This window comes from Amycolatopsis eburnea, assembly GCF_003937945.1.
Lineage (GTDB): Bacteria > Actinomycetota > Actinomycetes > Mycobacteriales > Pseudonocardiaceae > Amycolatopsis > Amycolatopsis eburnea.
Map to the genome: position 1 here is coordinate 151,556 of NZ_RSEC01000058.1, position 19,167 is coordinate 170,722.

18 protein-coding genes are annotated in these 19,167 nt (G+C 72.7%); 13 read left to right on the forward strand and 5 right to left on the reverse strand.

Features of this window, described 5'->3' with window-relative positions; translation table 11 throughout:
* Window positions 1–4: 4 nt before the first annotated feature.
* Window positions 5–724 (forward strand): SDR family NAD(P)-dependent oxidoreductase, encoded by a 720-nt coding sequence (locus EIY87_RS26115; protein WP_125312533.1) that lies wholly within the window; start codon window positions 5–7, stop codon window positions 722–724.
* A gap of 256 nt (window positions 725–980) precedes the next feature.
* On the opposite strand, the gene EIY87_RS26120 is transcribed toward EIY87_RS26115, so the two are convergent.
* From EIY87_RS26120 to EIY87_RS26130, 3 genes are all read right to left on the reverse strand, one after another.
* Window positions 981–2,162, reverse strand: a complete 1,182-nt coding sequence (locus EIY87_RS26120) for a PQQ-dependent sugar dehydrogenase (protein WP_125312534.1) — start codon at window positions 2,160–2,162, stop codon at window positions 981–983.
* Window positions 2,163–2,385: 223 nt separating this feature from the next.
* A complete protein-coding gene (locus EIY87_RS26125) occupies window positions 2,386–3,042 on the reverse strand; it encodes a response regulator (RefSeq protein WP_125312535.1) in 657 nt (218 codons plus the stop codon).
* Window positions 3,039–4,157 carry a sensor histidine kinase gene (locus EIY87_RS26130; RefSeq protein WP_225440051.1) on the reverse strand — a complete coding sequence of 373 codons (1,119 nt, stop codon included), beginning with the start codon at window positions 4,155–4,157 and terminating at the stop codon, window positions 3,039–3,041. Before EIY87_RS26130 ends, EIY87_RS26125 begins: the two co-directional genes overlap by 4 nt.
* Before the next feature lie 132 nt (window positions 4,158–4,289).
* Between EIY87_RS26130 and EIY87_RS26135 the strand changes: the two genes are divergently transcribed.
* Window positions 4,290–4,886: a class I SAM-dependent methyltransferase gene (locus EIY87_RS26135; protein ID WP_125312536.1), complete on the forward strand. Its 597-nt coding sequence runs from the start codon at window positions 4,290–4,292 to the stop codon at window positions 4,884–4,886.
* Window positions 4,858–5,346, forward strand: coding sequence for a DedA family protein (locus tag EIY87_RS26140; RefSeq protein WP_125312537.1), 489 nt, complete (start codon window positions 4,858–4,860; stop codon window positions 5,344–5,346). The genes EIY87_RS26135 and EIY87_RS26140 overlap by 29 nt, the downstream gene beginning before the upstream one ends.
* On the opposite strand, the gene EIY87_RS26145 is transcribed toward EIY87_RS26140, so the two are convergent.
* Complete coding sequence (locus EIY87_RS26145; protein WP_125312538.1) at window positions 5,322–6,095, reverse strand: helix-turn-helix transcriptional regulator; 774 nt, start codon at window positions 6,093–6,095, stop codon at window positions 5,322–5,324. The two genes, EIY87_RS26140 and EIY87_RS26145, sit on opposite strands and share 25 nt — an antisense overlap.
* A 65-nt stretch (window positions 6,096–6,160) precedes the next feature.
* Between EIY87_RS26145 and EIY87_RS26150 the strand changes: the two genes are divergently transcribed.
* Window positions 6,161–7,084: an LLM class flavin-dependent oxidoreductase gene (locus EIY87_RS26150; protein ID WP_125312539.1), complete on the forward strand. Its 924-nt coding sequence runs from the start codon at window positions 6,161–6,163 to the stop codon at window positions 7,082–7,084.
* Window positions 7,085–7,136: 52 nt separating this feature from the next.
* The gene (mfd, locus tag EIY87_RS26155) at window positions 7,137–10,691 is read left to right on the forward strand and encodes a transcription-repair coupling factor (RefSeq protein WP_125313522.1); all 3,555 of its coding nucleotides are present in this window, start codon (window positions 7,137–7,139) and stop codon (window positions 10,689–10,691) included.
* A 67-nt stretch (window positions 10,692–10,758) separates the two neighbouring features.
* Here the strand turns inward: mfd and EIY87_RS26160 are convergent, their stop codons facing one another.
* Window positions 10,759–11,166 carry a hypothetical protein gene (locus tag EIY87_RS26160; RefSeq protein ID WP_125312540.1) on the reverse strand — a complete coding sequence of 136 codons (408 nt, stop codon included), beginning with the start codon at window positions 11,164–11,166 and terminating at the stop codon, window positions 10,759–10,761.
* Window positions 11,167–11,242: 76 nt separating this feature from the next.
* Between EIY87_RS26160 and EIY87_RS26165 the strand changes: the two genes are divergently transcribed.
* The 8 genes from EIY87_RS26165 to EIY87_RS26200 all read left to right on the forward strand — a co-directional run bounded on the left by EIY87_RS26165 (window position 11,243) and on the right by EIY87_RS26200 (window position 19,155).
* The gene (locus EIY87_RS26165; protein ID WP_191984269.1) at window positions 11,243–12,289 is read left to right on the forward strand and encodes a hypothetical protein; all 1,047 of its coding nucleotides are present in this window, start codon (window positions 11,243–11,245) and stop codon (window positions 12,287–12,289) included.
* The gene (locus EIY87_RS26170) at window positions 12,286–13,218 is read left to right on the forward strand and encodes a MazG family protein (RefSeq protein ID WP_125312542.1); all 933 of its coding nucleotides are present in this window, start codon (window positions 12,286–12,288) and stop codon (window positions 13,216–13,218) included. Before EIY87_RS26165 ends, EIY87_RS26170 begins: the two co-directional genes overlap by 4 nt.
* A gap of 54 nt (window positions 13,219–13,272) precedes the next feature.
* Window positions 13,273–13,830: an RNA polymerase sigma factor gene (locus EIY87_RS26175; RefSeq protein ID WP_125313523.1), complete on the forward strand. Its 558-nt coding sequence runs from the start codon at window positions 13,273–13,275 to the stop codon at window positions 13,828–13,830.
* Window positions 13,827–14,645 (forward strand): zf-HC2 domain-containing protein, encoded by an 819-nt coding sequence (locus tag EIY87_RS26180; RefSeq protein ID WP_125312543.1) that lies wholly within the window; start codon window positions 13,827–13,829, stop codon window positions 14,643–14,645. Before EIY87_RS26175 ends, EIY87_RS26180 begins: the two co-directional genes overlap by 4 nt.
* Before the next feature lie 10 nt (window positions 14,646–14,655).
* Window positions 14,656–15,459 carry an ABC transporter ATP-binding protein gene (locus EIY87_RS26185; protein WP_125312544.1) on the forward strand — a complete coding sequence of 268 codons (804 nt, stop codon included), beginning with the start codon at window positions 14,656–14,658 and terminating at the stop codon, window positions 15,457–15,459.
* Window positions 15,460–15,859: 400 nt separating this feature from the next.
* Window positions 15,860–17,218, forward strand: a complete 1,359-nt coding sequence (locus EIY87_RS26190) for a hypothetical protein (RefSeq protein ID WP_125312545.1) — start codon at window positions 15,860–15,862, stop codon at window positions 17,216–17,218.
* Window positions 17,215–17,778, forward strand: a complete 564-nt coding sequence (locus EIY87_RS26195) for a hypothetical protein (RefSeq protein ID WP_125312546.1) — start codon at window positions 17,215–17,217, stop codon at window positions 17,776–17,778. The genes EIY87_RS26190 and EIY87_RS26195 overlap by 4 nt, the downstream gene beginning before the upstream one ends.
* Before the next feature lie 153 nt (window positions 17,779–17,931).
* The gene (locus EIY87_RS26200) at window positions 17,932–19,155 is read left to right on the forward strand and encodes a glycosyltransferase (RefSeq protein ID WP_125312547.1); all 1,224 of its coding nucleotides are present in this window, start codon (window positions 17,932–17,934) and stop codon (window positions 19,153–19,155) included.
* Window positions 19,156–19,167: the final 12 nt, after the last annotated feature.

Consider the following 19,167-nt stretch of genomic DNA (forward strand, 5'->3'; position numbering starts at 1 on the left):
GGGCATGGGGAACACCAGGGAAGTCGTGGTGACCGGCGGCGGCACGGGCATCGGCTACGCGGTCGCGGCCGCGTTCGCCGGCGAGCGCGTCACCATCACCGGCCGCCGGGAGCAGGTGCTCAGCGAGGCCGCGACGCTGCTGGGCGCGCGGCCCGTCGTGTTCGACGCCGCCGATCCCGCGGCCGTCGAAGCCGCACTGGCGGAGTTGCCGGACCGCGTCGACGTGCTCGTCAACAACGCCGGCGGCAACACCGACTTCCTCGACGCCGGCGGAGAAGGCCTCGCCGGCTTCGCGGCCGCGTTCGAACGGAACCTCCGGTCCAATGTGGTCAGTGCGGCGCTGGTGACGCACGCGCTGCGCGAGCGCTTCGCCGACGGCGCGCGGATCGTGACGATCGGCTCGATCGCCGCCCACACCGGCGCGGGTTCCTACGGTGCCGCGAAGGCCGCGGTCGAGGGCTGGAACGTGAGCGTGGCCAGGGAGTTCGGCCCGCGCGGGATCACCGCGAACGTCGTCGCGCCCGGGCTGGTCGGGGACACCGAGTTCTTCCACGGCCAGCTCAGCGACCGCCGTCGCGAGTGGCTGATCGGCAACACGATGAACAAGCGACCGGGCACGCCGGAAGACGTGGCCGCGGTGGTGGCGTTTCTGGCGAGCCCCGCCGCCGGGCACGTCACCGGCCAAGTGGTGCACGTCAACGGCGGGGCTCACCTGGGTAACTAGCGGCTTCTCGTGCTCCCGGCCGGAGCCGGGGGTCGTGGCTGGAGGCCGGTCCCCGATCGCCAGGTCGGCGATGGCGCCCGGGGACCGGCGCGGTGCTGCCGCGGGAACGCTTTCTTCGGACCGCGTCCAACACGCGTCGGGGGCGGGCGAAAACTCTTGGTGCAAACCATGTTCCGCGATCGAACCCCCGGACGACAGTGTTCCGGGCACCGGCTCGGTGTGTTTTTTTCATGGTCACGCCGCCGTGACCCACCGGTCAGGCCGGCGTGACCTTCAGCAGCTTGTCGTCGGTGCCGTCGGACGTCGTCACGTACAGCGCGCCGTCGGGGCCGCTGCGGACCGCGCGGAGGCGGCCGAACTTGTCGTCGAACTCCGGGGGGAGCGTGACGTCGAGGACCTTGCCCGCCGGGTCCAAGTGGTACAGCAGGAGCTTCTGGCCCTTCAGCGCCACCACGACCAGCGCGCCGTCGTTCGGGCCCCACTGGGCGCCGGTCAGGAAGGCGTCGCCGCTGATCGCCTCGGTGATCTTGCCGGACGTCCACAGTGGACTCACCGCGTCCGGGAAGCGCTTGAGGTCGGTCATCGGGACGCTCTCGTCGTAGCTCGTGTCCGTGCCGCCCTTGGACGGGTCCCAGCCGTAGTTGGCACCCGGCTTGAGCAGGTTGACCTCGTCGTCGAACGTCGGCCCGTGCTCGGCCGTGATCACCTGCCCGTTGCCCGGGCGGATCGCCACGCCCTGGACGTTGCGGTGGCCGTAGGTGTAGATCAGCCGCTCGCGCGGGTCCGGCGAGGTGATGAACGGGTTGTCCGGCAGCGGGTTCCCGGTCTTCGCGTCCAGCCGCAGCACCTTGCCGCCGAGCGAGTGGCGGTCCTGCGAGATCGACGCGCGTGCGGTGTCGCCTGTGCCGACCAGCAGCGCCCCGTCCGGCGCGAACGTCGGGCGGCAGCCGGAGTGGCGGCCGCTGGGGTTCACCGGCAGGCCGGTGAGCAGGTTCTTCACCTTGGTCGCGCTTGCGCCGTCGTCGGCCAGCTTCCACGTGACCAGCCGGATGTCGACGGCCTTGCCGTCTTCCTGGTGGTCCTGGCAGGTGATGAACTCGCGGCTGGTGGCGAAGTCGGGGCTGACGACCATGCCGAGCAGCCCGCCTTCGCCCTTGACCAGGACGTCGGAGAAGTCGGCGCGGACTTCGGCCGCTTTCCCGTCGCGGACCAGCGCGAGCTTGCCGGGCCGCTGCGGCACGAGGATGCCCCCATCGGGCAGGAACCCGACGTCCCAGCCGTGCTCGAGCCCGGCCGTCACCGTCTCGACCTTGAACTTCCCGCTCGAGGCCGCCGGCGTCGCGGCGGGCGGCACGCTCTGGACCGGCTCGCTCGCGGCCCCCGAACAGCCCGCGACCAGCAGGGACACGACACCGATGAGACCCAGCACACGCCGCATAGGCCTCATCCTGCCACCAACCGGTGAAATCACCGTTCGCCACGGCGTGGGTCAGGAACTCCGGGGCCGCCTGCGCCCGGAGGTCATGAACGACCCGTTCACCGCTTCTGGCGACAGGGTGGCTGGCCGCGTGGTCTTCTCGGCGCCGCGGGATGTCATGAAAGGGTCGTTCATGTCGTCTGGTGAGGTGAACGACCCTTTCATGACGTTGGCGGCCGCCGGATCAGGAGCCAGGGCGTACCAGCCCGGACTCGTAGGCGAACACCACCGCGTGCACCCGGTCGCGCAGCCGCAGCTTGGCAAGGATGCGGCCCACGTGGGTCTTCACCGTCGTCTCGCCGATGTACAGCTTCGCCGCGATCTCGCCGTTCGAGAGGCCGCGGGCGACCAGGCCCAGAACGTCCTTCTCCCGTTCCGTCAACGCGTCGAGCCGGGCGGTGTCCACCGGGTCGCGCTCGTCGGCGAGGTAGCGGTCGAGCAGCCGGCGGGTGACCGACGGGGAGACCATCGAGTCGCCCCGCAGCACGCCGCGGATGGCCACGAGCATCTCCTCGGACGGCGCGTCCTTCACCAGGAACCCGCTGGCCCCGCCGCGCAACGCCGCGTACGCGTATTCGTCGAGGTCGAAGGTCGTGATGATCAGGACGCGCACCTCAGGCAGCTCGGCGCAGATGCGCGCGGTCGCCGCGACGCCGTCGAGGACCGGCATCCGGACGTCCATCAGCACCAGGTCGGGCCGCAGCTCCCGGGCCAGGGCGACGGCTTCCTCGCCGTTGGCCGCCTCGCCCGCGACTTCGAGGTCGTCCTGGCTTTCGACGATCATCCGCAGGCCGACGCGGACCAGCTGCTGGTCGTCGCAGAGCAGGATCCGGGTGGTCACGACCCGACCACCAGGCTCGCGCACACCCGGTAGCCGCCGTCGGGCAACGGGCCGGTGGTCAGGTCGCCGTGGTACATCTCGACGCGCTGGCGCATGCCGGTCAGGCCGTGGCCGGACGACGGCAAGGCCGGGGACGGCGACGCGCGGCCGCCGGTGTTCGTCACCTCGATCCGGACGCGGGGTGGTTCGAAGGCGACGCGGACCCGTCCGGTCGCGTCGGCCGGGGCGTGCTTGATCATGTTGGTCAGTGCCTCCTGGACGATCCGGTACGCCTGCAGCGCGGCGCTCGCGGGCAGCTCGCCCGGGTCGCCGGTGACGTCGAGGGTGACGTCCCGGCCGGACTGCCCGACGAGGTCGCGCAGCTCGTCGAGCGTCGGCTGCGGGCTGCGCGCCGCCTGGCCGGCGTGCAGGACTTCGAGGAGCCGCCGCAACTCGGCGAGTGCGTCGCGGCCCGTGTGGACGATCGTGTCGAGCGTGCGGTCGACGGCGTCGGGATCGCGGTGCCGGGCGAGCTTCGCGCCTTCGGCGTTCAGCACGATAACGCTCATGCTGTGCGCAACGACGTCGTGCAGCTCGCGCGCGATCCGCGTGCGCTCCTCGGCGACCGCGGCGCGCGAGCGGGCTTCGCCGAGTTTCGCCTCCTCCGCGGTCAGCTGCTCCTTGGCGCGGAAGAACTCCCCGAGCGCCCACGCGGCGATGTGCAGCGGCCAGATGCCGACGATGGTGATGGTCGGGTTTTCGGTGTAGGTGCCCCAGAGGAAGCCCCACTGCCAGCCTAGCGCGAACACCGCGACGGCGATCACCGCCGCGAACCGCCGGTCGCCCAGCTTGACCAGGTTGAACAGCACGACCGCCATGGCCAGCTCGGTGCGGCCGCGGTCGTACGCCCAGATCTCGTTGAGGTACACGCACGCGCCCCCGGCGACGATCAGCACCGCGGCCGTGCGCGGGAACCGCCGCCGCACGACCACCGGCAGCACGAAGACCATCGAGAGCGCGCGAACCGCCCAGGGGGTCTCCCCGGCCCAGTTCGGCATGAGGAACAGGAACACCGCGTACAGCGGGAGATCCACTGTCCACCGGTGTCCGCGCACCCACTTCACGAGTCGTTCCACGCCACCGAACGTAACGCGGCGACCCGGCCCGCGTCGTCATCACTTCGGTCCGACCGGGTCCTCCCGAAGGAGGACACGACCGGTCGATCCGACGGATTCGCGGCCACCCCCGCCGTTCCTACCGTCGGGATCATGTCGATCACCAGTGAATTCCTCCGCCACCCGCTGCTGACGGGCGCGATCGCGCCCAGCTCCCCGCGGCTGGCCGAACCGATGACGGCGGGCCTCGGCCTGGAACGCGCGACGCGCGTCGCCGAACTGGGCCCGGGCACCGGCGTCTTCACCGAAGCGGTCCTCGCGCTGCTTCGCCCCGAAGCGCACCTGACCGCCGTCGAGATCAACCCGCGTTTCGCCGAGGCCCTCCGCAAGCGCTTCCCGCAGGTCGACGTCGTCACCGGCAGCGCGGAACACCTCGACCAAGCCGGTCTCGACGTCGTCGTTTCCGGGCTGCCGTGGAGGGCCATGACCGCGGCCCGGCAGCACCGCATCCTCGACGCGGTCGTCGCGGCGCTCGCCCCGACCGGCCGGTTCACGACGTTCGCCTACGCCCACGCGGCCTGGACACCGCCCGCGCGCCGCTTCGCCGCTTCACTGCGAAGCCGTTTCGCGGTCGTGGAGCGCACTCCGGTGGTCTGGGGCAACCTGCCGCCCGCGTTCGTCTACCGCGCGGCGCTCCCGGTCGCGGTGGGGAGGGCCCGGCGTGGACAGCCTGCTGCGGCCGTTGCTTGACGCGCCCCCGGCGGTCGTCTACCTGGTCTGCGCGCTGGTGATCGCGGCGGAAACCGCGCTGCTGCCGGGCATCGTGCTGCCGACGCTGTCGACGTTGCTGCTCATGGGTTTCCTCGCCGAGCGCGGCACGCTCGACTTCGGGCTCGCTTTGGCGGTGGCGGTCGCTTCGGCGGTCTTCGGCGACCAGCTCGCCTACCTGGAAGGGCGGCACTGGGGACCGCGGCTCGCCCGCCGCGTCGGCCGGGATCGGTGGGACCGCGCGGAAAAGGCGGTTTCGCGCTACGGCGTCCCGGCTGTCATCGCGGGTCGCTGCCTGGTCGGGCTGCGGACGCTGGTGCCGCGCGTCGCGGGCTCGGCGGCCATGCCGTACCGCCGGTTCGCGGCGGGCAGCGTGACGGCGGCGGTGCTGTGGGCGGGCGCGGAACTGCTGGTCGGTCACACGACGGCGCTGGTGCTCTGAAGCCGTTCCGCGGTTTCGGCGTCCGCGGGCAGGAACGTCTCCAGCTTCAGCTCCGACACCGTCACGTCCGCCGCCGTCGCGAACGTGGTGATCGCCGTGATCAGCCGCAGCTCGCCGACCGAGCTGGCCAGCCGGACCGGCACCGCGAACCCGAGGTGCTCCGGCCCGGGCGCGGACGGCGGCGGCAGGTACCCCTCCAGCTCCGCGAGCTGGGCGGCCAGCCGCTCGTCGGGGATGCGGGCCAGGTCGTTGCGGAGGCGTTCGAGGATGTGCCGCGCCCAGTCGTCGAGGTTGCGCACGCGCGGCGCCATCCCGCGCGGGTGCAGCGCGAGCCGCAGCGTGTCCACCGGTTCTTCGAGCAGCTCCGGCGCGACGCCTTCGGTGAGCAGCGTGAAGGCGTCGTTCTTGGCGACCAGCACGCCGTAGCGGTCGACGACGATCGCGGGGTAGGGCCGGTGGCCGTCGAGCAGCCGGCGCAGCCCGTCGAGCACCGGGCGGATCGCGGGGTCGCCGAGCCGCGTCTCGGGGTACGTCGGCGCGTACCCGGCCGCGTGGAGCAGCCCGTTGCGCTCGCGCAGCGGCAGTTCGAGGGACTCGGCGACGCGCAGCACCATGCCGCGGCCGGGCACCGAGCGCCCGCTTTCCATGAAGCTCACGTGCCGCTGCGTCGTGCCCGCGCGCAGCGCCAGGTCGAGCTGGCTGAGCCGCCGCCGGGTGCGCCAGTCCTTGAGCGCCGTTCCGAAGTCCACGCGTCCATCTTCCCCATTCCCCGCGGGGAATTGAGCGGCTCCCCGGATTCGGCGAGGGTTCGGCCATGACGAAATACGGCCTGGTCGTCCCGACCTACCAGCCCATCCTCGACGCCGGGCGGACCGCGCCCGAGCTGGTCGGCGTCGCCGTCGAAGCGGAGCGCCTCGGTCTCGACTCGGTGTGGGTCGGCGACACCCTCGCGCGCGCTCCGCTGGACGCGTTGACCGTTCTTTCCGCTTTCGCGGCCCGCACCTCACGGGTGACGCTGGGGACGTCCGCCCTGCTCCCGGCGTTGCGCGACCCGATCCAGACGGCGAACCAGCTGCTGTCGGTCGACCTGCTCAGCGAAGGCAGGCTCACGGTGGCGGTCGGCGCCGGGTTCGCCGGGCGCAGCGAGCCGGAGTTCGCGTTCGTGGGGGTGCCTTGGGAGCGACGGCGTGCCCGCCTGGACGACATCGTGGGCCTGTGGCGGGCGGCGTGGCGCGGCGAGAAGTCGTTCCACGGCGAAGTGCTGCACCACGACTCGCTGCCCGCGTTCCCCTCGCCCGCGCGGGACGGCGGCCCGCCGGTGTGGCTGGCCGCGTACACGCCGGGGGCGCTGGAGCGGGTCGGCCGGCTCTACGACGGCTGGCTGCCGTACCCGCCGGACCCCGCGGACTACGGGTCCGGCCTGGCCCGGATCCGCGCGCGGGCGACGCGGCCGGTGACCCCGGCGCTGTTCGCGACGGTCCTGGTCGAGGACGACCCGGTGCGCGGGCGCGAGCTGCTGGAGCAGTACTGCCGGCGCAACTACGGGATGCCCGCCGACTTCGTCCAGGGCATCCAGATGCAGGTCACCGGGACCGCCGCGGAGGTCGCTTCGAAGCTGCGGGAGTACGAAGGCGCGGAGCACTTCCTGCTGCGCATCGCGAGCACCGAGCCGAAGGTGTTCGACGGGCAGCTGACCCGGGTCGCGGAGGTGGTGGAACTGCTGCGCGACCAGCCGTGATCGAAAACTTGTCGGGGGTGGCACGTAGGCTGGGAACGTGACCGAAGCTCCACTGTCCGGACTCCTCACCGCCATCCTTCCCGACCCGGCCCTGCGCGGCGTGGTCGAGCGCGCCGGCGCGCCGCTGCTCGAGCTGCAGGGCCCGATCGCCGCCCGGCAGCTCGTCGCGGCCGCCCTCGCGGCGGACGACGGGGCGGGCAAACCCGTGCTCGCCGTCACCGCCACCGGCCGCGAGGCCGACGAGCTGACCGCGTCCCTCGGCGCCATGCTCGGCAAGGGCCGGGTCGCCGACTTCCCGAGCTGGGAGACGCTCCCGCACGAGCGGCTCTCGCCGCGCGCGGACACCGTCGGCCGCCGCCTGGAGGTGCTGCACCGGCTCAAGACCGGCGACGACTCCCTGCGCGTCGTCGTCGCCACCGTCCGCAGCCTGATCCAGCCGATGGCGCCCGGCCTCGGCTCGCTGAAGCCGATCGACCTCGTGGTCGGCGAGGAGGAGCCGTTCGAGGAGCTGCTCGAACGGCTCGTCGAGCTGGCCTACACCCGCGTCGACATGGTCGAGAAGCGCGGCGAGTTCGCCGTCCGCGGCGGCATCCTCGACCTGTTCGGGCCGACCGCGCAGCACCCCGTGCGCGTCGAGTTCTGGGGTGACGAGGTCAGCGAGATCCGCGCGTTCGCCGTCTCCGACCAGCGGTCGCTGCCGGGCGAGATCCCGCGCGTCACCGCGCCGCCGTGCCGCGAGCTGCTGCTCACGGGGCCGGTCAAGGAGAAGGCCGCGGAGCTGGCGAAGACGTACGAAGCGGACGCGCACCTGGCCGAGATGCTCACCAAGCTCGCCGACGGCATCCCGGTCGAGGGCATGGAGGCGCTCATCCCGGTGCTCTGCGAAGGCGAGCTGGAGCTGCTCACCGACGCGATGCCGGTGGGCGCGCACGTGCTGCTCACCGACCCGGAGAAGATCCGCGCCCGCGCAGACGACCTGGTCCGCACCGGCCAGGAGTTCCTCGAAGCGTCCTGGACGACGGCCGCGGCGGGCGGGCAGGCCCCGATCGACCTCGGCGCGTCCGCCTACCGCGGGCTCGACGAGATCGCGTCGCACGCGCAGGACACCAAGCGCGCCTGGTGGACGCTGACCCAGCTGACCACCGAAGACCCGGACGTCCTGCGCGTCTCCGTCGAGGCCGCGCCGTCGTACCGGGGCGAGCTCGAGCGCGCGATGACGGACCTGCGCGCGCACACCGCGGCGGGCGGCACCGCGGTGCTCGTCGTCGCCGGCCAGGGCACCGCGTCCCGCGCCGTCGAGCAGCTGTCGGGCGCCGACGTCCCGGCGACGCAGGCCGGCGACGGGCTCACCGCGGCACCGGCGCCGGGCACTGTCACGGTCACCTGCGGCGGCCTCACCGACGGCTTCGTGTCGCCGGAGCTGGCCCTGGTCGTGCTGAGCGAGGCGGACCTCACCGGCCGCGGCGCGGGCGCCGGAACGTCCACAAAGGACCTGAACACGAAGATGCCGTCCCGGCGGCGCAACGCGGTCGACCCGCTGGCGCTCAAGGCGGGCGACTACGTCGTGCACGACCAGCACGGCATCGGCCGGTTCGTCGAGATGGTGCAGCGGACGGTCGCCGGCGCCACCCGCGAGTACCTCCTGCTGGAGTACGCGTCGTCGAAGCGCGGCCACCCGGGTGACCGGCTGTTCGTGCCCACCGACCAGCTGGACGAGGTTTCCCGCTACGTCGGCGGTGAGCTGCCCACGCTCAACAAGCTGGGCGGCTCGGACTGGAAGAACACCAAGGCCAAGGCGAAGAAGGCGGTCAAGGAGATCGCCGCCGAGCTGGTGCAGCTGTACGCGGCGCGCCAGGCCGCGCCCGGGCACGCGTTCGGCCCGGACACGCCGTGGCAGGGCGAGCTGGAAGACGCCTTCCCGTTCACGGAGACGAACGACCAGCTCGCGGCCATCGACGAGGTCAAGGCCGACATGGAGCGCGGCGTCCCGATGGACCGCGTCATCTGCGGCGACGTCGGCTACGGCAAGACGGAGATCGCCGTGCGCGCGGCGTTCAAGGCGGTCCAGGACGGCAAGCAGGTCGCGGTGCTCGTCCCGACCACGCTGCTCGCGCAGCAGCACCTGAACACCTTCACCGAGCGCATGCGCTCCTTCCCGGTGAAGATCAAGGGCCTGTCCCGGTTCACGAACAAGGCGGAGTCGGACGCCATCCTCGAGCAGCTCGCGAGCGGCGAGGTCGACATCGTCATCGGCACGCACCGCCTGCTGCAGACCGGTATCCGCTACAAGGACCTCGGCCTCGTGATCGTCGACGAGGAGCAGCGGTTCGGCGTCGAGCACAAGGAGCACATCAAGGCGCTGCGCACGCACGTCGACGTGCTGACCATGTCGGCGACGCCGATCCCGCGCACGCTGGAGATGTCGCTGGCCGGCATCCGCGAGATGTCCACGATCCTGACCCCGCCGGAAGACCGCCACCCGATCCTGACCTACGTCGGCGCGTACGATGACAAGCAGGTCGGCGCGGCCATCCGCCGCGAGCTGCTGCGTGACGGCCAGGTCTTCTACGTCCACAACCGCGTTTCCTCGATCGAGAAGGCGGCGCGGCGGATCCGGGAATTGGTGCCGGAGGCGCGGGTCGTCACCGCGCACGGGCAGATGAACGAGGAGAAGCTCGAAAAGATCATCCAGGGCTTCTGGGAAAACGAGTACGACGTCCTGGTGTGCACCACGATCGTCGAAACCGGGCTCGACATCTCGAACGCGAACACGCTGCTGGTCGAACGCGGCGACCTGCTCGGATTGGCTCAGCTGCACCAGTTGCGCGGCCGCGTCGGGCGCGGGCGCGAGCGCGGGTACGCGTACTTCCTGTACCCGCCGGAGGCCCCGCTGACGGAGACGGCGCACGACCGGCTGGCGACGATCGCGCAGAACACCGAGCTGGGCGCGGGCATGGCGGTCGCGATGAAGGACCTCGAAATCCGCGGCGCGGGCAACATCCTGGGCGCGGAGCAGTCCGGCCACATCGCGGGCGTCGGCTTCGACCTCTACGTGCGGCTGGTCGGCGAAGCGGTCGACGCGTTCCGGCGGCACGCGGGCGCCGAGCCGGCGGAAGACGAGGAACTGGCCGAAGTCCGCGTCGACCTCCCGATCGACGCCCACATCCCGCACGACTACGTCCCGGGCGAGCGGCTGCGGCTGGAGGCGTACCGCAAGATCGCGGCGGCACCGGACACCGAGGGCCTCGACGCGGTGCGCGAAGAGCTGATCGACCGCTACGGCCAGCCGCCGGCCCCGGTGAACCGGCTGCTGGCGGTGGCGAAGTTCCGGCACACGTGCCGCGAGGCGGGCGTGACGGAGGTTGCGGTCCAGGGGAACACGATCCGCTTCGCGCCGCTGCCGCTGGCCGATTCGCAGATGGTGCGCCTGAAGCGGCTGTACCCGAAGGCGGTGTACAAGGCGGTGACGAACACGGTGTCGGTGCCGAAGCCGACCGAGGGCCCGGCGGGCGGCCGGATCGGCGCGCCGACGCTGCGGGACGAGGAACTGCTGGACTGGTGCACGAAGCTGCTGCTACAGCTGACGAAGAAGCCTGCCGCGGTTTAGCGAACGTTCGTGAAGGCCACCTTGAGGAAGCACAACTTCCTCAAGGTGGCCTTCACGAAACGCGGGGTCAGCCGACTTCGCTGAACATCGGCGGGAGCGCCTCCGCCAGCCCCATCCGCACCTGCTCCTGGGGCACCGGGACCGCGCCGGCCCCGGCCATCGGCAGCGGCCGGGGCTTGCGCGGCATGCGCGAACCCGAACCCCCGCCCCGTCCGGGGTACACCAGCAACCCCCGCGCGGGATCCGGGACGGCGTCCAGCGCCGCCGTCACGACCGGCAGGCCCCGGAACGCGTCGCGCCGTTCCCCGCTCCCGAACTCGATTTCGAGCACCACACCCCATCGGTGCTCGTGCCACACCCACTGCTCGGCGCCGTTCGTCAGCGCCGCTTCGGTGAGTGCGTCACCATAGGCGAGCCGCCACTTCGTGGCCGTGTGCTCACCGTCGAAGACTTCGATGGTCAGCCAATGGTCCATAAGTCGACATTACGGCCGCCGGTACCCCAAGGGTGTTGCGTTTCGGCACCGATGGTGTGAGAGGGTATGCCCTGTGATGCGGATCATGGGGCGCCCTCGCGCGCTGGTCGCGGTCGTTGCCGGTGCTCTTCTGCTCGCCGGGTGCGGTGCCGGCCCCAGCCAGGTCGGCAGCGCCGTCATCGTCGGCGACCGGTCGGTGTCGATCGACTCGGTCCAGTCGATGATCGACCAGGCGGTCCGCGAACACCCGTACGCGAAGAAGCTCGCCGGTGAGCACAAGCTCGACCTGCTGGGCCGCGAGATCGTCCGGCAGACCGTCCTCCACGAGCTGACCGCGCGCGCCGGCAAGCAGGAGAACCTCGTCGCGGACCAGGCGAAGATCGCGGCGCTGGCCGCGCAGGTGACCCCGGCCCCGGTCACCGACACCGGGCAGGGCGACCAGGTCGCCGTCACGCAGATCGTTTCGAAGCTGCGCGACCGGAACGAGGTCGCGAGCGACGTCGTCCTGGAGCAGCAGCTCGCCCAGAAGACGCTGCCGAAGCTGTCCGTCGGCGCGGACTACATCGGCATCACCGCCACCGGGGACAACGACCAGGCGGCCCGCACCCGCGCGTTCGACCTCGCGAAGGAGTTCGCCGCCGACCCGGGCAAGGTGCAGGCCACCGTCCAGCAGGCGCAGCAGGAAGCCCAGCAGGCGCAGCAGGCTCAGCAGACCGGGATGCCGGCCCCGCAGAGCGGCTACTCCGCGGGCCAGACCGCCGAGCTCTTCGGTGCCGCGCAGTACCCGGGTCTCGCGCAGACCGCGCTGTTCGGCTCCGAAAAGAACAGCGTCGTCGTCTTCCAGGCGCAGAAGCCGCAGAGCGCGGACTGGTTCGTCTTCGTCATCCGCGCCCGCGGCACCGACCAGGCCGTGCCGGCCGACCAGGAAGCGCAGAAGCCGACGGACGCGCAGCTGACGTCGATCGGCACCCGGCTGCTGCAGCCGTACCTCGGCCAGAGCGGCCTGCGCGTCAACCCGCGTTACGGCGTGTGGGATGTTGTGGGCATGAACCTCGTGCCGAACTCCGACGCCACCCAGGGCATCGTGCTGCCCGTGCGCGGTGCCGCGCCCGCGCAGCAGTGACCACGGGTGTCGTCGTTGTCGTCCGCGGGACGACGCTGCCCGGCGCGGCACTGAAGCTCCTTCGCGAGTCCACGGAGGTCTACGCGGCCACCGACGTCGACCCGGCCGCGTTCGGGGTCCCGGCCGTCACCGAGGCGCCTTCGCTGAAGGACGTCGTGCTGCTGGCCGGGTCCCGGGACGAGCCCGCCGCGTCGCTGCTCATCGCGACCGGCGCGGTCGTCATCGAGACGCCGGCGCCGCCCCTGGTGCGGGCCGCGGAGGTGATGGACCGGCTCCGCTCGCCGGGCGGCTGCCCGTGGGACGCGGTCCAGACGCACGAATCGCTCCGGCAGTACCTGGTCGAGGAAACCTACGAGCTGCTCGACGCCATCGAAGACGGCGATCGTGAAGCGCTGCGCGAGGAACTCGGCGACGTCCTCCTGCAGGTGCTGTTCCACGCGCGCGTCGCGGCCGAGGACCCGGCCGACCCGTTCGGCATCGACGACGTCGCCACCGCGCTGGTCGAGAAGCTGGTCGGGCGGCACCCGAACGTCTTCGCCGACGCGGACGAGGTGCACACGGTCGAGCACCAGAACGTCAAGTGGGAAGAGCTGAAACAGCGCGAGAAGCAGCGCAAGTCCATTGTGGACGGCGTGGCGCTCGGCCAGCCCGCCGCCGCGCTGGCGGGCAAGCTGGGGCAGCGGTCCGGGCGGGCGGGCATCCCGCTCGACCTCTTCCCCGAAGGTTCGGGCGCCGCCGCCCAGCTGTTCCGCATCGCGGCGACTGCGCGCCGTGCGGGCGTCGACCCCGAAGACGAGCTGCGCGCGGTGGCGAAGCAGTTCGCGCGGGACGTCCGGAGCGCCGAGCAGGCCGCCCGCGACGCCGGCCTGGAGCCGACGACCCTCGAAGCCGACGGCTGGCGGAAATTCTGGCCCACCCGATCGGTGTGACGCAGCACACATCCGGGTGAGAACCGTTTCCGATCATCGGGCGTCTTGCCTGGTGTGAGACACCTGCCACTGGACAGCGCGGACGAGGAGCACCTCGTCCGGCGCACGGCCAAGGGCGACCGCGCGGCGTTCGAGGAGCTCTACCGCCGCACGTCGCCCTGGCTCGCCGTGCGCCTGCGCCGCCGGTGCGCGGACGACCAGATCGTCGCCGAGGTCATGCAGGAGACGTACCTGGCGGTCTGGCGCGCGGCGGGTTCGTTCGCGGGGGCCGTCACCGGCGGGAGCGCGGTCGGGTGGGTGTGGACGATCGCGGCGCGCCGGCTGGTCGACGCGTTCCGCCGCCGCGCGCACCACGCGCAGCCGCCGCCGGAGATCGCGTTCGACTGCGCGCCGGTGGCGGCCGCGGAAGACGAAGCGCTGTCGGTGGCGCTGGGCGACGAGATCGGCGACGCGCTGCGCGACCTCGCGCCCGAACTGCGGGCGGTCCTGCAGGCGATGGTGCTCGACGGGCTGACCGTCCGCGAGACCGCCGTCCTGCTGGGGCTGCCGGAAGGCACCGTCAAGACCCGCGCTCGCCGGGCACGGATCGCGATGCGGGAGGCACTGTCATGAACCACGCGCCGGACCGGCTCATCGCCGTGTACGTGACGGGCGGCGACCTCCCGGGCGACCAGCTGTGGGGCCTGGAGGCCCACCTCGAGAGCTGCCGGGTGTGCCGGGCGAAGGTCGCCGAGGTCGCGCCCGTCCAGCCGGTGGTGGACGTCGTGTGGAACCGGCTCGCACCCGAACTCGAGTTCCGGCTGTCACCGGTCCCGTTCCACGACTCGCCGGTGGCACGACCCCGGCGGCGGTTTCGCCGGCTCGGCACCTGGGTCACGCCGGCGATGGCGCCGTGGCTGGCGATGATCGTGGCGGTCACCCTGGTCGCGGTGCTGCTCGACGGGGTCGGGCACGCGGTGCTCCACGTGCCGGCGGTGCAGCTCTTCGCCCCGATCTTGCCGGTGCTCGGGGTCGCGGCGTCGTGGGCGCGGGGGCTCGACCCGGCATACGAGGTCGTCGCCGCGACGCCGCGGGCCGGGCTCTACCTGGTCGTCCGGCGGACGGTGGCGGTGCTCGCCGTCGTCCTGCCGGTGCTCGGCCTCGCCGGCTGGCTGACCGGCACCGCGCCGGCGCTCTGGCTGCTGCCGAGCCTGGCGTTCACCACCGGCACGCTCGCGCTCGGCGGGGTGTTCGGCGTCAGCCGGGCGGCGTACGCGCTGATCGCGGTGTGGGTGGCGATCGTCGTGCTGCCCGCGTTCGTCCAGCGGGGGCAAGCGTTTGCGCTCACCACCGGCGCGTTGCCGGTGTGGGCGGGGATCTTCGCGCTGACCACGGTGGTCGTCGCCCTGCACAAGGCGGCGTACACCCGGCTCGGCGCGCACCACTAGGGAGGCAAGCATGCGGGCAGTGGGGGCCGCCGAGGTCGCACCGGCGACCTACGCCTGGGAAATCCGGGCGCAGGGGCTGAAGGTGCGGGTGGGGCGGCGGAAGATGGCCGTGGACGGGCTGGACCTGTCCCTCGGCAAGGGGGTGCACGGCCTGCTCGGGCCCAACGGCGCGGGCAAGACGACCCTGATCAGGGCTTTGGCGACGGTGCTCCGGCCGGCGGCGGGCAGCCTGACGCTGCTGGGCACGCCGGCGGGCGGGCACGCCGGCCACCGCGGCCTGCGCCGCCGGATCGGGTACCTGCCGCAGAACTTCGGCTACTACAAGCGGTTCACGGTCCGGGAGTTCGTCGAGTACCTGGCGTGGCTCAAGGAGGTGTCCAAAGAGGACATCCCGGGCGCGGTTCAGCGCGCGATCGAGCGCGTCGGGCTCGCCGACCGGGCCGACGACCGGATGAAAACCCTGTCCGGCGGCATGGTGCGCCGGGTGGGCATCGCCCAGGCGATCGTCAACGACCCGGACATCCTCCTCCTCGACGAGCCGACGGCGGGCCTCGACCCGGCGCAGCGCGTGCGCTTCCGCGAGCTGGTGCAGGAGCTGGGCCGCGACTCGTGCGTGCTGATTTCGACGCACCTGGTCGAGGACGTCGCGACGGCGTGCTCGGACGTGGTGCTGTTCGCGGAGGGGAAACTGGTCTTCCAGGGGACGCCGGGCGAGCTGGCCGAAGCGGGCACGCCGGAGCACGTCGGCGACAGCCCCATCGAGCGCGGCTATTCGGCGCTGCTGAACCACGAACCGGGCAAGGGGGCGTGGTGATGTCCGTGGAACAGGCACTGGGTCGTGGCGGGGCCGGGCTTGCGGTGGGCCGTGGCGGGGCTGGACTCGCGCGGGGTCTCGGCGGGGGCGGACTGGCGCAGGGGCGTGAGGCTGCCGGACTTTCGCTGGGCCGTGGGGTGGCCGGGCTTGGGCTTGCCTGCCTTGCTGCCGGGTTTGCGGCGAGCCGCGGTGGGGCTGGGCTCGCGGTGGGTCATGGCGGGGCCGGGCTTGGGCTTGCCTGCCTTGCTGCCGGGTTTGCGGCGAGTCGTGGCGGACCCGGGCTTGCGGCGGGCCATGTCGGGCATGGACTCGCGCTCAGCTGCCGCCCGGTCGTGCTCGCGCGGGCCCGCGGCACGGTCGAACTCGTGCCTGCGGCCTCGATCACCCGGGCGGTGGCCCGATGATCCTCCGCACCGAACTCCGGCGCTCCATCGCGCCCTGGGCCGGGCTGGCGGTCGTCGTCTTCGCGGTCGGGTTCCTCTTCCTGCTCACCGGGCCGTGGTGGAAAGCGCCCGCGGCGTGGACCGCGCACAGCACCACCACCGCGTTGTGGCTGCGGTTCCTGCTGGTCTTCCTCTGGCCGATCGTCGTCGGCGCGGGGGCCATCCAGGGCATGCGTGACAGCCGCTCCGGGATGGTCGAGCTGCTTGCCACGACGTCGCGGCCCGGCTGGCAGCGGCTGGCGCGGCTGGCCGGGGCCGTCGGCGGGCTCAGCGTGGCCGGTTTCCTGGTCGTGTTCGCCGTGGGGGCCGTCGAGGTCCTCGCGCACGACGGGTTCTTCTCGCTCGGCTTCCTGCCGGTGCTGCTCGTCGGGGCGCTCGGGGTGCTCGCGGGCAGCTGGCTCGGGCTGGCGGTCGGGCGGCTGCTGCCGCACCCGCTGGCCGCGCCCGGGGTGGCCGTGCTGGCGTTCGTCCTGACGATCCTCTGCTGGATGTCGCTCGAGAGCGGGCTGGACCCGGTGTTCCCCGCCCGGGTGGGGCCGCTGGCGCCGTCGCTCGCGGAGCCGCGCGGGGAGATGGTGACGACCACCGCGTCGCTCGACCTCGGGCAGGGCGTGTGGTTCCTCGGGCTGGCCGTAACGTCGTTCCTGCTGCTGTCCGCGCGTTCCGTGCGGGCGCGGCTGCTCAGCCTGCTGCCGCTCGCCGCGGGGCTCGCCGTGGCCCTGCCGTTGTTCCCGGCGGTGCCCGCCGACGCGCTCACGACCGACAGCGTCGCCGGCCGGAAGGTCTGCGACGGGCCGATCTGCGTGTCCGAACTGCACCGGGACCGGCTCGCCGCGTTGCGGGACCCCGGTCGCGAAGCGCTCGCGATGCTGGCGAAACTGCCCGATCCGCCCACCCGGATCGAAGAGCAGGTGCTGGCGCCGCCGGTGACCGAGCCGCCGCGGCGTGATCCGCACGTCGTCTACCTGGACTTCCAGCGCAACGACCTGCTGCTCACCGCGGGCGCGGCCGATCTGCGGCTGGCCGTCCTATCCGGGGGCGGGGTGCCCAGCTGCGTGCGGCCGAGCGTCGGCAGCATCCCGGACCAGGCCGCCCGCGCGATCGCGGCGGGGTATTTCACCGGAAAGCTCGAACTGCTGCCCGAATACACCCGGAACTGGTTCAAGCGGGAATTGCCGTCGATCGAGCAGGTGTGGCGGCAGTTCCGCGCCCTGCCGCCCGACGTCCAAGCCACGCGGATCGCCGCACTGCGGCAGGCTCTTTTGACCTGCACGGGTGAACCGCTCGACACGCTCGTGCCCGGAGCGCTCAGATGAGGTGGGCGGCGCTGTACGCCCGCTCGCGCCAGCTGCCGGCGGCGGCCGCGGCGCTGCTCGCCGTGACGCTCGGGGTGTGGTTCCTCGGGCGGGGCTCCTGGAACCTCGTGCTGGTGGCCGTCACGCTGACGGCGGGCATCGCGGTGGCGGCGATCGGCCTGAGCGGGCAGGACGCCGACCTCGACCGGGCCGCGGCGCTCCCGTGGCCGCCGCGGCGGTTCGCGCACCTCGCGCTGGTGGCCGTGGCCGCCGGGGTGCTGGTGGCCGGCGTGCAGGAGCTGGGGACGGCGGCGGTCGACCTCGCGATCGTCATCCGGGACGCGGTGGGGCTGGCCGGGCTGGCGGGGCTGGCCGCCACGGTCGCGGGCGGGCAGTTCGGCTGGACGCTGCCGCTGGCCTGGTGCGCGATCAGCCCGTTCGTCCCGCGGGAGGACACGACGGCGGCCCGCGTCACGGCGTGGTTGCTGCAACCCCCGGGAACACCGGCGGCCACCTGGACGGCGGTAGTGCTGGCGGTGGCCGGTGCGGTGGCATACACGGCCTGGGGAGGGCGTCGCTGAAGGACCCCGGAAGTGTGAACGAGGGAAAACCAACTCCCTCCATGTTAAACGTATACCGCATTGGGGGGCTTGCCACAAGACCCCGGTCATCCCGCAAAATCGTCGCCCTGAGCCGGAAAACCCCGGCTCAGGGATCAAACGGGGGTTTTGCCAGTGCGTGTTTTGCTGTCGACGTACGGCTCGCGAGGGGACGTCGAACCGGTGGCGGGGTTCGGGGCGGCGCTGCGGGCCCGGGGCGCCGAGGTGCGGGTGTGCGCGCCGCCCGACGAGGACTTCGCCCGGCGGCTGGCCGAGGCCGGGGTGGAGTTCGTGCCTTACGGACCGTCGGCCAAGGCGCTGACCAAGGCGGCGCCCGCGCCGTCGTCGCTGCCGGAGCGGGCCGCGCAGCTGATCGCGGCGCAGTTCGACGTCGTGGCCGCGGCGGCGCGGGGCTGTGACGTGGTCGTGGCGACCGGCCTGCTGCCGACCATGGCCGGTGCGCTGTCGATCGCGGAAAAGCTGGGCATCCGGGCGGTGGCCGTCGCCTTCCAAAAGGTGGTCCTGCCGTCGCCGCACCACGCGCCGCTGGCGTACCCGGGCAAGCCGTTCCCGGCGGGGGTCACCGACAACCGGGTGCTGTGGGAGCACGACGCCGAGAACGTCAACGCGCTCTTCCGGGAGGGGCTCAACACCCACCGCGTCGCGAACGGCCTGCCGCCGGTCGGCGACGTCCGCGGGTACGTCTTCCGCAACCCGGTCTGGCTGGCCACGGACCCGGTGCTTGACCCGTGGGAGGCGGTGCCCGGCCTCGACGTCGTGCAGACCGGCGCGTGGCTCGTGCCGGACGAGCGGCCGCTGCCCGCCGCGCTGGAGGAGTTCCTGGCGGCGGGTGAGCCGCCCGTCTACGTCGGCTTCGGGAGCATGCCGATGGCCGCGGCGGCGGACGTCGCCCAGGTCGCCGTCGAGGCGGTCCGGGCGCGGGGGCGCCGCGTGGTCGTCTCGCGCGGCTGGGCCGACCTCGACCTGCTCGACGACGGCGACGACTGCTTCGTCGTCGGGGAGGTCAACCACCAGGAGCTGTTCGGCCGGGTCGCGGCCGTCGTGCACCACGGTGGCGCCGGCACGACGATGACCGCGACGCGGGCCGGCGCGGCCCAGGTCGTGGTGCCGCAGGCGACGGACCAGCCGTACTGGGCGGGCCGGGTGGCCGCGCTGGGCGCCGGGGTCGCCCACGACGGTCCGGTGCCGACCGTCGCTTCGCTGTCCGCCGCGCTCGAGACGGCGCTGGCGCCGGCGACCCGGGCGCGGGCGGCCGCGGTCGCCGCCGCGATCCGCGCCGACGGGGCGGGTGAAGCCGCGACGCTGCTGCTCGGCAGCCGCGAAACCCAGCCCGCCTGACCACCACCGACG

Coding starts and splice junctions, on each gene's coding strand:
- EIY87_RS26115 (WP_125312533.1), top strand. CDS start 5: ATGGGGAACACCAGGGAAGTCGTGGTGACCGGCGGCGGCACGGGCATC.
- EIY87_RS26120 (WP_125312534.1), bottom strand. CDS start 2,162: ATGCGGCGTGTGCTGGGTCTCATCGGTGTCGTGTCCCTGCTGGTCGCG.
- EIY87_RS26135 (WP_125312536.1), top strand. CDS start 4,290: ATGTCGATCACCAGTGAATTCCTCCGCCACCCGCTGCTGACGGGCGCG.
- EIY87_RS26150 (WP_125312539.1), top strand. CDS start 6,161: ATGACGAAATACGGCCTGGTCGTCCCGACCTACCAGCCCATCCTCGAC.
- EIY87_RS26160 (WP_125312540.1), bottom strand. CDS start 11,166: ATGGACCATTGGCTGACCATCGAAGTCTTCGACGGTGAGCACACGGCC.
- EIY87_RS26165 (WP_191984269.1), top strand. CDS start 11,243: ATGCGGATCATGGGGCGCCCTCGCGCGCTGGTCGCGGTCGTTGCCGGT.
- EIY87_RS26180 (WP_125312543.1), top strand. CDS start 13,827: ATGAACCACGCGCCGGACCGGCTCATCGCCGTGTACGTGACGGGCGGC.
- EIY87_RS26185 (WP_125312544.1), top strand. CDS start 14,656: ATGCGGGCAGTGGGGGCCGCCGAGGTCGCACCGGCGACCTACGCCTGG.
- EIY87_RS26190 (WP_125312545.1), top strand. CDS start 15,860: ATGATCCTCCGCACCGAACTCCGGCGCTCCATCGCGCCCTGGGCCGGG.
- EIY87_RS26195 (WP_125312546.1), top strand. CDS start 17,215: ATGAGGTGGGCGGCGCTGTACGCCCGCTCGCGCCAGCTGCCGGCGGCG.